General features: G+C 35.8%; 11 protein-coding genes and 1 pseudogene. 10 read left to right on the top strand and 2 right to left on the bottom strand.

The genetic code is table 11. The features are described from left to right. The first annotated feature begins 7 nt into the window (after positions 1-7). The 5 genes from rlmD to AC1B0Z_RS02920 all read left to right on the top strand — a co-directional run bounded on the left by rlmD (position 8) and on the right by AC1B0Z_RS02920 (position 4,199). Positions 8-1,423, top strand: coding sequence for a 23S rRNA (uracil(1939)-C(5))-methyltransferase RlmD (gene rlmD / locus AC1B0Z_RS02940; RefSeq protein WP_483794058.1), 1,416 nt, complete (start codon positions 8-10; stop codon positions 1,421-1,423). Between the two features lie 12 nt (positions 1,424-1,435). Continuing rightward, positions 1,436-1,993, top strand: coding sequence for a DUF6452 family protein (locus AC1B0Z_RS02935; RefSeq protein WP_483794057.1), 558 nt, complete (start codon positions 1,436-1,438; stop codon positions 1,991-1,993). Beyond that, positions 1,959-2,708 (top strand): DUF6048 family protein, encoded by a 750-nt coding sequence (locus AC1B0Z_RS02930; protein ID WP_483794056.1) that lies wholly within the window; start codon positions 1,959-1,961, stop codon positions 2,706-2,708. The genes AC1B0Z_RS02935 and AC1B0Z_RS02930 overlap by 35 nt, the downstream gene beginning before the upstream one ends. Before the next feature lie 113 nt (positions 2,709-2,821). After that, complete coding sequence (locus tag AC1B0Z_RS02925; RefSeq protein ID WP_483794055.1) at positions 2,822-3,205, top strand: hypothetical protein; 384 nt, start codon at positions 2,822-2,824, stop codon at positions 3,203-3,205. A 7-nt stretch (positions 3,206-3,212) separates the two neighbouring features. Continuing rightward, the gene (locus tag AC1B0Z_RS02920; protein ID WP_483794054.1) at positions 3,213-4,199 is read left to right on the top strand and encodes an exonuclease/endonuclease/phosphatase family protein; all 987 of its coding nucleotides are present in this window, start codon (positions 3,213-3,215) and stop codon (positions 4,197-4,199) included. Positions 4,200-4,272: 73 nt separating this feature from the next. On the opposite strand, the pseudogene AC1B0Z_RS02915 reads toward AC1B0Z_RS02920, so the two are convergent. After that, positions 4,273-4,608: pseudogene (locus AC1B0Z_RS02915) on the bottom strand (class I SAM-dependent RNA methyltransferase); the annotation flags it as partial. 244 nt (positions 4,609-4,852) lie between these two features. On the opposite strand from AC1B0Z_RS02915, the gene AC1B0Z_RS02910 reads away from it, so the two are divergent. Further along, a complete protein-coding gene (locus AC1B0Z_RS02910; RefSeq protein ID WP_483794053.1) occupies positions 4,853-6,280 on the top strand; it encodes a peroxidase family protein in 1,428 nt (475 codons plus the stop codon). Between the two features lie 282 nt (positions 6,281-6,562). On the opposite strand, the gene AC1B0Z_RS02905 is transcribed toward AC1B0Z_RS02910, so the two are convergent. Further along, entirely contained in the window at positions 6,563-7,720 is a 1,158-nt protein-coding gene (locus tag AC1B0Z_RS02905) for a THUMP domain-containing class I SAM-dependent RNA methyltransferase (RefSeq protein ID WP_483794052.1), read from the bottom strand. A gap of 233 nt (positions 7,721-7,953) precedes the next feature. Between AC1B0Z_RS02905 and AC1B0Z_RS02900 the strand changes: the two genes are divergently transcribed. From AC1B0Z_RS02900 to AC1B0Z_RS02885, 4 genes are all read left to right on the top strand, one after another. Further along, entirely contained in the window at positions 7,954-8,685 is a 732-nt protein-coding gene (locus tag AC1B0Z_RS02900; protein ID WP_483794051.1) for a class I SAM-dependent methyltransferase, read from the top strand. 214 nt (positions 8,686-8,899) lie between these two features. Beyond that, positions 8,900-9,574 carry a ZIP family metal transporter gene (locus AC1B0Z_RS02895; RefSeq protein WP_483794050.1) on the top strand — a complete coding sequence of 225 codons (675 nt, stop codon included), beginning with the start codon at positions 8,900-8,902 and terminating at the stop codon, positions 9,572-9,574. 153 nt (positions 9,575-9,727) lie between these two features. After that, positions 9,728-10,156 (top strand): DUF4268 domain-containing protein, encoded by a 429-nt coding sequence (locus tag AC1B0Z_RS02890; RefSeq protein ID WP_483794049.1) that lies wholly within the window; start codon positions 9,728-9,730, stop codon positions 10,154-10,156. 268 nt (positions 10,157-10,424) lie between these two features. Next, positions 10,425-13,721: a cytochrome c biogenesis protein gene (locus AC1B0Z_RS02885; RefSeq protein WP_483794048.1), complete on the top strand. Its 3,297-nt coding sequence runs from the start codon at positions 10,425-10,427 to the stop codon at positions 13,719-13,721. The last annotated feature ends 162 nt before the right edge of the window (positions 13,722-13,883 follow it).

Genomic DNA, 13,883 nt, shown 5'->3' with positions numbered 1-13,883 from the left:
TTGCAGCATGCCTAGAAGAAGAAATTCTAAAAGAAAACTATTTGAGCAACTTGAAGTTATCGATGCTGGTGCCAAAGGGAAAACTGTGGCTAAAGCACCTGATGGAAAAGTGGTGTTTTTATCCAATACAGTTCCTGGTGATGTTGTGGATGTGCAGACCTTTAAAAAGCGAAAAGCTTATTACGAAGGTAACGCTATCAATTTTCATAAACTTTCGGAAAAACGTGTGACACCTAAATGTGAGTATTTTGGGACTTGCGGTGGCTGTAAATGGCAAGACATGGGCTATGAACACCAGTTGTATTATAAACAGAAGGAAGTTATTAATAATTTGACTAGAATTGGGCATATTGATTTACCAGAAATCACACCAATACTGGGTTCGGATAAGCAATATTTTTATCGTAACAAGATGGAGTTTTCTTTTAGTGATAGCCGATGGTTAACTCAAGAAGAAATTCAATCTAACGAAGATTTAGGAGATAGAAATGCATTAGGATTTCATATCCCTGGCATGTGGGATAAGATTTTAGATATCAACAAGTGTTATTTACAAGCTGATCCTTCAAATGCCATAAGAAATGCGGTAAAACAATTCGCTGTTGAAAATGGTTTAGAGTTTTTCAATACAAGACAGCAGAAAGGATTTTTAAGAACCATGATGATTCGGACTTCTAGTACTGGCGATATTATGGTGTTGATTCAATTTTTTAAAGAAGATATAGAGAAACGAACTTTACTATTGGATTTTATCGCTGAAGAATTTCCTGAAATTACATCATTACAATATGTCATCAATGGCAAAGGCAATGATACCATTTACGATCAAGAGGTGATTTGCTACAAGGGCAATGATCATATTTTTGAAGAAATGGAAGGGTTGAGATTCAAAATAAATGCAAAATCCTTTTACCAAACCAATTCAGAACAGGCTTACGAACTCTATAAAATCACAAGGGATTTTGCAGGATTATCTGGCAACGAACTTGTTTACGATTTATATACAGGTACAGGAACTATTGCGCAATTTGTATCAAAAAAGGCAAAAAAAGTAGTAGGGGTAGAGTCTGTTCCAGATGCCATTGTAGCTGCAAAAGAAAATGCACAATTAAATAACATTACTAACGTTGACTTCTATGTTGGTGATATGAAACAGGTATTTAATGATGCTTTTATAGCAACGCATGGGCATCCTGACATTGTTATTACCGATCCACCTCGTGATGGCATGCATAAGGATGTTGTTGCGCAATTGCTTAATATAGCAGCAGATAAAATTGTGTATGTAAGTTGCAATAGTGCAACCCAAGCTAGAGATTTAGCTCTATTAAATGCTATGTATAAAGTTACTAAAGTGCAACCTGTAGATATGTTTCCACAGACATTTCATGTGGAAAACGTAGTGTTGTTGGAAAAACGATAACTAAAACTGTTAATGAAAAAATTAAGTTTACTCATTTTGATGCTCATCGTTGTTGGCAACTATAGTTGCGAACGCGATGATTTATGTCCTGAAGCTACCCAGACTACTGCGAGACTAGTGATTGAAGCATTTGATGTTTCGCTACCAGAAGATAGCAAGAATATTTTTGGTTTAAGAATTGAAGGTATTAACAATAACGGAGAAGGCAATGGTGTTTTAGAGAATTATAATGTGGTCACCTCTAGCGAATTGATTTTACCACTTAGAACGGATGCCGAGGTAACGCAGTATAGGCTGCATAGGGATTATGCTGAAAATGACAACGGTACACCAGATGATACTAGTGATGATTTTATAGAAGGTAACGAAGACATTATTACCATAACTTATATTCCTGAAGATGTTTTTGTGTCCAGAGCTTGTGGGTTTAAAACCGTATTTAATAATGTTCAAATAAGAGTTGATGTAGATAATGTTGATGATGACGAATGGATACGATCAATAACAACCGAAAATGATAACCAAATTGTAGAGAATGAAGCAGAAGCGCATTTTATATTATTGCATTAATGCCGTACTGATAGTTTTGGTTTGTTTGGGAAGTTTGCAAGCCCAAAACGATAGCATTCCAAAAGTAGAAAGTGATTCTACGGTGGTAAAGTTAAAATACGGCTTACGTGTTGGTGTGGATACTGGAAAGCTAATCCGCTCGTTTTTAGATGACGATTTTCAAGCTATTGAATTAGTTGCAGATTATCGACTTACCAAAAGGTTGTATATCGCTGGAGAATTGGGTAACGAAGAGCGCATTGTAACCACCGATTTTTTAAATACTACTACAAAGGGAAGCTATTTTAAAGCAGGGATAGATTATAACACCTATCAAAACTGGTTGGATATGGACAATATGGTCTATTTTGGATCACGTTTAGCCTTCAGTTCCTTTAACCATACTATAAATGACTATCTAATTTATAGTACAGACCAATATTGGACGCCACAAAAACAACTGGAAAACAGCTATGAAATAGATGGGTTAACCGCCATTTGGACCGAGCTTATTTTAGGTATAAAAGCAGAGCTTTTTAATAATCTTTATTTTGGTTTGAACGTACAACTTAAGGTATTACTCACAGAAACAAAACCAGACAACTTCCAGAATATTTACATTCCTGGGTTTAATAAAACTTATGACGGCACACGTATTGGTGTTGGTTATGGGTACACTTTGGCATACAGGATACCGCTTTATAAAAAGACCACGGTTATTGGTCCTGCTGAGTAATTCTTTTATTTTTTAATTTTAAGTAGAGGTACGTATTGTTTTATCGATGCGAAAATTATAACTTAAAGGCATGAATTTATCTTTTAATTCTAATAAAGCTAATAGTTATAATCATGCCATTTTATCCTTCACTAAAAATACACCCTTCAAACTCTAATAAACAGAAGATTAAAAAGAAAAGGGTTGCTCAACGAATCAAGAACCTGAAAAAAGCACTTAAGGCACATTTTAAGGCCTCTTCTTCTGAAGCAGACTCTACCGAGTCCGTTAGAATAGCCACTTGGAATTTAAGAGAATTTGGCGGGTCAAAATATAGAGGACGCGATTTTGAATGCGTGTATTATATCGCGGAAATTATATCACATTTTGATTTAGTCGCTTTACAGGAAATTAGAATTGACACCGATGATTATGATGATTTTGATAATCTGTTAAGAATTTTGCACAAGCTGGACGTATATAGCAACCGATGTTACCGACGGAAGAGCTGGAAATAATGAACGGATGGTGTTTTTATATAATAGGAAAAAAGTATTTTTTAAAAATGTTGCAGGAGAGCTTACCCTTGAAGAAGGTGGTAAAATTAGAGCATATTTTGGTGAACGCATAAAATTAGAAAAAGGTTTAAAATTGAAACTACCAAACAATGTAGATCTTTCGGGTACCTATAGTGCACGATTGAAAACATCGAATGGGCAAAAGAAACTTAATACTGATTTAGAAATTCCGCTACCAGACAAAACCCTTTTAGAACTTCCAGGTGGTGCGCATTTAACTTTGGTCAAAAACAGTATAGTCACCAGTCCAGGAAGGGGGAAAGCCAATGTAACCATACCTAACGTGATTTCAGGCGATAATTATAGATTGCGATTTATGAATGACGTTTTTGATGATTCTTTAAGGCAATTTGCCAGAACTCCTTTTTTAATATCGTTTCAAGCAGGTTGGCTAAAACTCAATCTTTGTACGGTACATATATATTATGGTGATAATAGTAAAAGAAAATTAGAACAGCGCAGAAGCGAAATAGAAATGTTAACTAAAGCATTGGCAGACAAGGCTAAATCAGAATTTAAGCAAGATAAAGAGGCGTTTTTAGGTGTTTTAGGCGATTTCAATATCATTGGTAGAGGTCATGCTACCATGGAGGCGTTGGAATCTAACGATTTTATAATTCCAGATGAAATAAAATCCATACCAGGAAGTAATGTGAAAAAGGACAAGGCTTACGATCAGATTGCATTTTGGAATCCTAAAAGGAACACAGAGTATGCAAAATTGGATATTAAAGGTGCCAACGTATTTGATTTTTTTGAGCATGTTTTTAAAACGGAAGATGAAGCTATCTATAGAAATGAAGACCGTAATGGGCTAAAAGCCAATACATCATACAATGATTGGCGCACTTACAAGATGTCTGACCATCTACCGATGTGGATAGAATTAAGAACAGACTTTGGTAAAGAGTACCTTGATAATGTTACGGGATGAAAAGGCAAAAAAAGAAAGAAACCAACAAGGATAAGTAATTACTTTATAACTTTGATTGGGTAAAAGATATTTATTATTCCCATTTCATATACTTCCCCTTCTTACTCCCTTCATACATCACATATTTCACAAAACGCGACTCTAGTTTGGCATTGTAAAGCTGTATTTTTCTAGAAGGGCGTAAACCAACGTGCTTTAGTGCATCTAAATTGCTGGTAATAAACCATGCATCGGTGCCTGGGTAATTTTGTTTTAGGGTATCGCCAATATCTTTGTAAAAAACTTCCATGTCTACGTTTAATCGCTCTCCATAGGGAGGGTTAAACACTATATGTAGTTTTTGTTGTTTGCCTTTAAAGGAATCTTTGTGTTTTATGGTGATAAAACCTTCTAATTTTTTTATGTTTTCATTATTTAAAATGGCTAATACAGTTTTGGTTATATAATTAACCAAAATCATCTAGTTTCATACGTAAGATATAACATCTTTTTTTGTAAAAATTACGTATAACTACGTATTTATTAACGTATAAAAAATAACTAATTTTATATGCTTTCAATTTCCCTGAGTTCATTAGAAAAGTAGAACATGATATTTTACTGTTTTCTTAAGTAATTAATAGTCGCATTATTAATCACTTAAAATTAAAATTATGTCACATCACGGAATGAACAGTTTGCATGGTATTAACGCCATGTGCAGTTTTGACAAAAACCACGAAGGTAGGTTTGGGAGATTATTTAAATCGTTTAACCCAAACTATACAGACCCCTCACAACTAAAGGAATTGGGGAAAAAGGAAGGCCCTATGGATGGAGGTATAGGTAGAAATCCATCTCAAACTATCCCTATGGGATTTGTTTTCTTAGGTCAATTTATAGACCATGATATTACTCTTGACACTACGTCTTCCTTAGACAGGGTGAATGATGAAAACGCAACTCAAAATTTTAGAACACCATCTCTTGATTTAGATTGTATTTATGGTTCAGGACCTGAGGCCAATAATTTTTTGTACAAAAAAGGCGGGATGTACTTAAATACTGCAAAAGATAGTACTGCGCTAGATTCTCAAAGTAACGAACATAGAGGGCATGATCTTTCCAGAACAGCCGAGGGTGTTGCAATTATTGGAGATCCAAGAAATGACGAGAATAGGATAATTTCTCAAATGCAATTGGCCTTTATAAATTTTCACAATAAAGTTGTGGATTACTTAATTACAGAAGCTAAGTACACGGCGCAAGATTTAAAAAAGGCATCACTTAGGAAAGAAGTTTATGAGGAAGCTCGACAAACAGTCACTTGGCACTATCATTGGATTGTTTTAAATGAGTTCTTGCCTTTAATGATAGGAAAACCTATGGTTAATGATATTTTAGGAAGAGGGAGAAAATATTATACCCCTAAAAGGTCTTTTATTCCAATAGAATTTTCTGCGGCAGCATATCGTTTCGGTCATTCATTAGCACCTCAAAAGTTAAAAGTTAGAAAAGAGCAAACTCATGATTTTGAGTTATTTGGAAGAACTTTAGGTTTTGGTTTTTCAGAAATTGATGATGATAAACAAATTGTGGAGTGGGAAACACTATTTGATATTGATGCCTCCACTCCTGCACAAAGAACGGATGTGTTGGATGTCAAGTTACCATCCGATTTATTAAATCTACCATTTATACCAGATGGAGATGAAAAATCACTTGCTAATCGAAATTTATTAAGAGGACAAAGTTTTTTATTACCATCTGGAGAACAAGTAGCGGAATTTATTGGTGTTGAAGAAGCGGATAGGGAAAAAGTGTCAAACCATATTAAAAATACGACTACTGGTATAAACTTATCTGCTGGTACGCCCTTATGGTTTTATATTTTGGCTGAAGCCGAATGTATAGGAAGGAATGATGTAGATACTAGCAAACCCGGAGAGGGACTAGGGCCTGTAGGGGGAAGAATTGTTGGAGAAACATTGATTGGACTCATGGAATTGGATTCAAATTCATATTTAAGTGTAAATAGAAATTGGTCTCCTACTTTAGGTAATTCAGATAGCTTTTCCATGGCTTCTCTGTTAACTTTTTAATTTAGTGGATCACTGTATATATAGAAGATAGGGATTAAATAAAGGCTTTTATTTAATCCCTATTCATTTCATATACTTCCCCTTCTTACTCCCTTCATACATCTCAAACTTAACAAAACGCAATTGTAATTTGAAGTTCTGAGTCATTTCGACGATAGGAGAAATCACATTATTAATAACATCTAAAATGATGAGATTCCTCATATGCATTCGGAATGACAAACGTCTGTGATTTGAAATTTAATTATTAATTGAAGAAATAAAAGCCTTTACAGGTATTTATCATTTCATATACTTCCCCTTCTTACTCCCTTCATACATCACATATTTCACAAAACGCGATTCTAATTTGGCATTGTAAAGCTGTATTTTTCTAGAAGGGCGTAAACCAACGTGCTTTAGTGCATCTAAATTACTGGTAATAAACCATGCATCGGTGCCTGGATAGTTTTGTTTTAACGTATCGCCAATATCTGAGTACAATTTTTCCATATCGATATCTAAACGCTCACCATAAGGTGGGTTAAATACCATGTGTAGTTTTTCTTGTCCCCCCTTTTGGGTTTTAAAAAAGTCCTCGTGTCTTATGGTGATAAAATCATCTAACTGTGCATTTGCAACATTTTCTTGTGCCTTACGTACGGCACTTGGTGCTTTATCGTACCCAATAATTTGGTGATGAAAATCGCGGGTTTTCTTTAAAAGGGATTCCTCAATTTTTTCAAAGAGGTCCACATCCCAATCTTGCCAACGCTCAAAGGCAAATTCTTTGCGCATTAGGTTAGGAGGGATGTTGCAGGCTATCATTGCTGCTTCTATGGGTATGGTACCCGAACCACACATGGGATCCATAAAATCCGATTGTCCGTCCCAACCCGAGAGCATAATTAACCCTGCGGCTAATACTTCGTTTATGGGCGCAATGTTGGTGGCTAGCTTATAACCACGTTTGTGCAAGGATTCGCCCGAGGTATCTAAAGACACCGTGCATTCGTTTCTGGAAATACGGACGTTTATTTTTAAATCGGGAAATTTTAAATCTACATTGGGGCGCTGGCCTGTGTTGTCGCGAAAACGGTCAACTATAGCATCCTTTGTTTTTTGCGCGATAAAGAGCGAATGTGTAAACAAATCGGAATGTATGGTAGCATCAACTGCCAAAGAGCCTGTGGGTTTTAAATAGTTTTCCCAAGGCATGTTTTTTATATTGTCGTACAGGTCTTTTTCATTATGAACTCTAAAGGTTTTTACAGGCTTTAGAATTTTTATCGCAGTACGCAACGCTAAATTTGCTTTGTACATAAACCCTTGATCTCCCACAAATTCTACAACGCGCACGCCTTTTTTAACGTGCATCGCCCCAAGTTGTGTGAGTTCTTTTTCTAAGATGTCTTCAAAACCAAATAAGGTTTTGGCTACCATATTGAAATTTTCGGCCATAGTTTTCGTCCAATAGGTTGCAAAAATAGTGTAATTTTGCGGGCAAATAAATGACCATAGCAAATAAGTGGGTTAGGGATTGTGCTTCGAGTGCCTCAGGAACCGGAGTAGCATTCTTTAATATTGGTGACTGAGGTTTTCGAAGTCACAATAGCGAAAAGATATAGCGGAAAGCCTGCCGGTAGGCAGTCCCGACCCCCGCCCAAAAACGGGGAAAACCCCAAAAAGAATATATGACGGAAGATACAGCGACATGGTTTAAATCGTGGTTTGATACGCGGTTTTACCACATTTTATACAGGGATAGGGACGGCGCCGAGGCGCAGGTGTTTATGGATATCCTTACGAATTACTTGAATTTACCTGAGGGCGGTACTATTTTGGATTTGGCCTGTGGCAAGGGGAGACATTCGCGCTATTTAAATAAGATTGGGTATGACGTGACGGGGATTGATTTGAGTGTGAATAGTATTGCCTACGCTAAACAGTTTGAAAACCATAGGTTGCGTTTTGAGGTACATGATATGTGCAAGCCTTACCCTAAGCGGTTTGATGCGGTGTTTAATTTGTTTACGAGTTTTGGGTATTTTGAGGATGATGCCGACAACTTAAAAACCATTAAAGCGATTAAAGCCGACTTAAACGATACGGGTTTTGCGGTAATTGATTTTATGAATACTGAAAAGGTGATTGCGAATTTAGTACCTGAGGACAGTAAAACTGTAGATGGTATTACGTTTTACCAAAAGCGTTATGTTGCCGATGGGTATATTGTGAAGGATATTAGTTTTGAAGCGGATGGGAAAGCATTTAATTTTCAGGAACGGGTAAAAGCATTTACTTTAGCGGATTTCGAGGCTTTGTTTGAAGCGGCCGATGTGCATTTGCTTGATGTGTTTGGGGATTATAAATTGCGGAAGTTTGATGCTAAAACCTCTGAGCGCTTAGTGATGATTTTTAAGTGATTGTCAGTTCGAGTATTATTTTAAGTGACTTTTTTAAAAATTCTGTCAATTCGAGTGAATTTTATGATTGGAATGAATAAAATTTGTATCGAGAATCAGAATTTTGGTTTTTTAAAATGTTCTCGATACGATTTTTTTACTGAAAAAATAACTCGAACTGACATTCTGACTAAGCTACTAAAAATAAAAAGCTGATTATAAATTAGTTTCATAAATGAATAAATTTCTTTTTCCTGTTTACGCCGTTATTATTGGTGTGGTTATAGCAAAACTCACTAAGAATAAAACCACTTGGAACACAAAGTTATTGCTATCCTTTAGTGGGGCGTTTTTATTGGCGTTGACTTTGTTTGAATTGCTTCCTGAAGTTTATAATCATTTAGACACTAAGCTTACCGGTCTGTTTATCATGTGTGGTATTTTGTTGCAGATTATTTTAGAATTATTCTCTAAAGGTGCGGAACATGGTCATGTGCATGTGCACAGTCATTCTACTGCATTTCCGTGGCTACTGTTTGTGAGTTTGTGTATTCACAGTTTTTTAGAGGGCTTTCCTATACATCAACATAATGATATGGTTTATGGGATTTTAGTGCATAAAATTCCTATTGCGGCTTTGGTGAGTATGTTTTTGTTTAAATCGAAATTTAGCACTGCCAAAATTGTTACCTTTTTAGTTGTATTTGCTGCAATGACACCTTTGGGGACGCTAATTTCAAATACCTCAGATATTAGTGCGCAACTAGCGCATAGTATTAATGCTGTGGTTATTGGAATCTTTTTTCATATTTCAACGACCATACTTTTTGAAAGTAGCGAGGGGCATAAGTTTAACTTAAGTAAATTTATCGCTATAATATTGGGTGTTGGGATTGCTTATATTATATAAAAAAGCCTTTCCCTAACCCTTTCCTAAGGAAAGGGAATACTGTTGCAGAATTGGGGGTTGATGCTGTTTTTGAAATAAAATATAATAGAGATTAGTTTATAAAGAGTTTAAGTATTTCCTCCCCACTTGGGGAGGATTAAGGAGGGACTGCTTATGTTTTCTAAAGAAGAATCGCGCATATTACGACAGGAGTTTTGGACCAGTTTTGGAAAATCTTTTCCCAGAAAATGGATTCTGTACAATACAAAACTAAAAGGACTGAGTTTTAAATTTCATTTTGATACCAAAAAAGCACTGGTGGCTCTTGACTTGGAGGACGATTTGGAGCATCGCATAAAATATTGGGAGAAGTTGGAAGCCTTAAAATCTATTTTGCTAGATGACTACTTGCCTGATGCAATTTATAAAGAGGAATACTTTTTAGAAAACCATAAAGAAATCTCCAGAATTTATGTGCCTTTGGAACAAAAAGTATCTATTCATAATAAAAACTCATGGCGGGATGTGATGGTGTTTTTTAATGAAACGATGATTCGTTTTGAGGCATTTTTCTTGGAATACAAGGATGTTATTGAGGGATGACAATTCTTAGAATTGTCATTCACAGGGTTATTGAAACCAAAATATATTTTGATTGAAAATATATAAACGAAGTTTAGGCCTGAAGAATCTAGAGTCTAAAAAGAGATTCTTCACTTCACTGCGTTTCGTTCTGAATGACAAACGTTTTCAATTGAATTCAATCTAGAATTGGTATAAACAAAAAGAAACTATTTAAACCCCTGTTAAAATAAAGTTTAAATTCACATTTATCCGTATTTTTGCACGAGCAAAAAAAGTGCAAATTGTTATGTTAGATAAACTCGCCAAAATTCTTTTTTCTACACGACTTACCGCTGTTTTATTCATCGCTTTTGCGGCTGCTATGGCTGCAGGAACATTTATGGATGCAGGACAAGACACCTCTCCAACACCATACACCAGAAATTTAATTTATAACGCGTGGTGGTTTGAAGCAATTATGGGACTTTTTGTAGTGAATTTCACTGGGAATATCTTTAGATATCGTCTGTATAAAAAAGAAAAATGGGCGACTTTAGTTTTGCATTTATCTTTTATTTTCATTCTTGTTGGAGCATTTATTACACGTTACGTTAGTTTTGAGGGCATGATGGCGATTCGCGAAGGTGCTACTGAAAATACATTCTTGTCGCAGAAAACATATATTACTGGTCGCGTTTTTGGGGATTATAAAGTCAACGGTGTTAATCAAATGCGTGTGCTTGAAGAAGAGGTTGATTTTTCTCCAAGATTGGACAATGATTTTAGTTTGAATTCCGAATATAACGGACAGCCTTTTACCATTGAATTAGAAAAGTTTATTGGTGGTGCGGAAGAGGGTATTGTTCATGACGACAATGGTGAGTCTTATTTAAAAATTGTGGAGGCGGGAACTAATGGCCCACATAATCACTTCTTAAAAGTTGGTCAAGTAGCAAACATTCATAACATTTTATTTGCCTTAGACAAGCCAACACCTGGAGCTATAAATATTACTCAAGAGGGAAACTCTCTTAGTATCAATTCACCTTTTGAAGGTGAGTATATGACAATGAGAACTGGAGCTCAAGGAAAATTGGTGAAAGACAGTTTACAGCCTTTGTATTTACGATCACGTTACGTTATCGGAAATATGCAAATGGTGTTTCCAAAACCAGTAACTAAAGGTTTTTTTGATATTGTTAAAAAGCCTCAAATATTAAAAAATGATGATGATGGCGCAGTTTTAAAAATTACCTCTAACGGTGAAACTAAAACTCTTGGATTACTTGGTGGAAAAGGACGCTACAGCAACTACAAGAAAGTTGAAGTTGGCGGTTTGGAGTTTGAATTTAGATATGGTTCAAAAGAATTAGAATTACCTTTTGGAGTCAAATTAAATGATTTTGAAGCTGAACGTTACCCTGGAACTGAAAATGGCTATTCTGCATATTCTAGTGAAGTTACGGTGGTTGACGAGCAGGAGGGGAGCTACGATTATAAAATCTATATGAATAATATTTTGGATCATCGCGGATATCGCTTCTTTCAGTCCAGTTTTGACCCTGATGAAAAGGGAACTATTCTTTCTGTAAACCATGACTATTGGGGTACTCTGATTACCTATATCGGTTATATTTTGCTGTATTTTGGATTGATGGCCATTATGTTTGCTAAAGGCACACGTTTTTGGGATTTGAAGAAGCGTTTGGAAAATGTAAAGTCAAAAAAGGCTGAGTTATTGACAATATTTTTAATCTGCTTTTCATTAACTGGATTTGCACAACAAGAACAGCACTCTCCTGATGATGGGCATAATCATGGTCATGAATTTGTAGGTCCGACAAAAGCGCAAGTAGACTCCATTTTAAAAGTAAACATTACCCCAAAAGAGCACGCCGAAGCCTTTGGGAATATGGTTATCCAAGATATTGGTGGTCGTATGATGCCTGTAAACACCTATGCTTCAGAATTATTGCGAAAGTTAAGTAAGCATGACACTTATGAGGGTTTTGATGCAAATCAAGTGTTTTTGTCGATGCAGGAAAGTCCACAGTTGTGGTATAACGTACCAGTAATTTATTTAAAACTGAAAAAAGGAGACTCTATTAGAACCTTAATAGGTGCGGAAAAAGATGATAAATACGTAACACTGGCAGATTTCTTTTCAGATAGAGGTGAATATAAATTGGCACCTTTTTTAGATGAAGCTTACAAAGCACAAATACCAAATGGATTTCAAAAAGAATTCAAAGAGACTGACCAGAAGGTAAATTTATTGTACAATACTATTCGTGGGCGCTCACTAAAGATATTCCCCATTCCAGAGGATGAAAACAATAAATGGATTTCGAATTTTGAGTATACGTTCGAAGGCTTCAATACCAAAATTAAAGATTCACTGTATGGTAATTTTATCAAAAATGGATTTAGAGCCTATTTGATTAAATTAAATGAAGCAAAACAAAGCGGAGATTTCTCTGAGCCTGATAAACTTCTAGCGGCATTTAAAAAAACCCAACAAAAGTATGGTGCAGAAGTTATGCTTTCGGATGATAAAATTAGGACTGAAGTACTTTACAACAAGTATGATATTTTTAAAAAGTTGTTTAGCTGGTACATGTACGCTGGTACCCTGTTTTTCATCATACTGATTGTTCAAATATTTAGTGATAAGAATAAGTTTTTAAACGTGGCCGTCAATATATTCAAATGGATTATTATTGGATTGTTTTTATTGCATACAGCAGGATTAATAGCACGCTGGTATATTTCTGGACATGCACCGTGGAGTGACGCTTATGAATCTATGATTTATGTCGCTTGGTCTACGATGTTATTTGGCCTAATTACAGGTATAAGCAAGGTAAAAAAGAAACAAAAAGCGCATTTAAAAGATGTTCAGGTAGCCTCTGTAATTCCTATAAAACCTGTGTTTAATGGCGAATCTTCTAATTTAACCGTAGCCTCAGCTGCTTTTGTAACCGCTATGATTTTAATGATAGCGCATTGGAATTGGATGGATCCGTCCATTGCAAATCTTCAACCAGTTCTAAACAGTTATTGGTTAATGATACACGTTGCAGTAATTGTAGCAAGTTATGGGCCTTTTACTTTGGGTATGATTTTAGGCGCCGTGACTTTATTCTTAATGGCCTGCACCACAGAGAGGAACAAGAAGAAAATGGCTTTAAATATTCAAGAGTTGACCATTATTAATGAAATGGCATTAACTGTTGGATTGGTAATGTTGACCATAGGGAACTTCCTTGGTGGCATGTGGGCCAATGAAAGCTGGGGACGTTATTGGGGCTGGGATCCTAAAGAAACTTGGGCATTGATTAGTATTATGATTTACGCTTTTGTAATTCATATGCGATTGGTTCCTGGGCTTCGTGGCCGTTGGTTTTTCAATTTGATGTCTATCGTAGCATTCGGCAGTATTTTAATGACATATTTTGGGGTGAACTTCTATTTGGCTGGTTTGCATTCATACGCAAGTGGCGATCAAATTGTAAGTGTGAAGTTCATTGCGATTGCTTGTGTATGTATTGCTATTCTCGGGGCATTTGCATATCGCGGCTATGCTAAGTTTTATAAGAAATAGCTAGGTGTCAGTTCGAGTGATTTGGAGGTTATTGAAATCAAAATATATTTTGATTGAAGATACCGAGCGAAGCTCAAAAATCGTATCGAGAACTTTTATTGATTCTCGATACAAATTTGCCTCATTACAATCGTCAAATTCACTCAAATTGACAACGTTTTT

The organism is Hyunsoonleella sp. J2K-J805, assembly GCF_057167125.1.
The sequence above is the reverse complement of the archived record's forward strand: the minus strand, read 5'-3'. Positions and strand labels throughout refer to the sequence as shown.

Excerpts from the sequence above, each read along its gene's own strand:
- rlmD (WP_483794058.1), top strand. The coding sequence starts at position 8 with ATGCCTAGAAGAAGAAATTCTAAAAGAAAACTATTTGAGCAACTTGAA.
- AC1B0Z_RS02935 (WP_483794057.1), top strand. The coding sequence starts at position 1,436 with ATGAAAAAATTAAGTTTACTCATTTTGATGCTCATCGTTGTTGGCAAC.
- AC1B0Z_RS02930 (WP_483794056.1), top strand. The coding sequence starts at position 1,959 with ATGAAGCAGAAGCGCATTTTATATTATTGCATTAATGCCGTACTGATA.
- AC1B0Z_RS02925 (WP_483794055.1), top strand. The coding sequence starts at position 2,822 with ATGCCATTTTATCCTTCACTAAAAATACACCCTTCAAACTCTAATAAA.
- AC1B0Z_RS02920 (WP_483794054.1), top strand. The coding sequence starts at position 3,213 with ATGGTGTTTTTATATAATAGGAAAAAAGTATTTTTTAAAAATGTTGCA.
- AC1B0Z_RS02910 (WP_483794053.1), top strand. The coding sequence starts at position 4,853 with ATGTCACATCACGGAATGAACAGTTTGCATGGTATTAACGCCATGTGC.
- AC1B0Z_RS02905 (WP_483794052.1), bottom strand. The coding sequence starts at position 7,720 with ATGGCCGAAAATTTCAATATGGTAGCCAAAACCTTATTTGGTTTTGAA.
- AC1B0Z_RS02900 (WP_483794051.1), top strand. The coding sequence starts at position 7,954 with ATGACGGAAGATACAGCGACATGGTTTAAATCGTGGTTTGATACGCGG.
- AC1B0Z_RS02895 (WP_483794050.1), top strand. The coding sequence starts at position 8,900 with ATGAATAAATTTCTTTTTCCTGTTTACGCCGTTATTATTGGTGTGGTT.
- AC1B0Z_RS02890 (WP_483794049.1), top strand. The coding sequence starts at position 9,728 with ATGTTTTCTAAAGAAGAATCGCGCATATTACGACAGGAGTTTTGGACC.
- AC1B0Z_RS02885 (WP_483794048.1), top strand. The coding sequence starts at position 10,425 with ATGTTAGATAAACTCGCCAAAATTCTTTTTTCTACACGACTTACCGCT.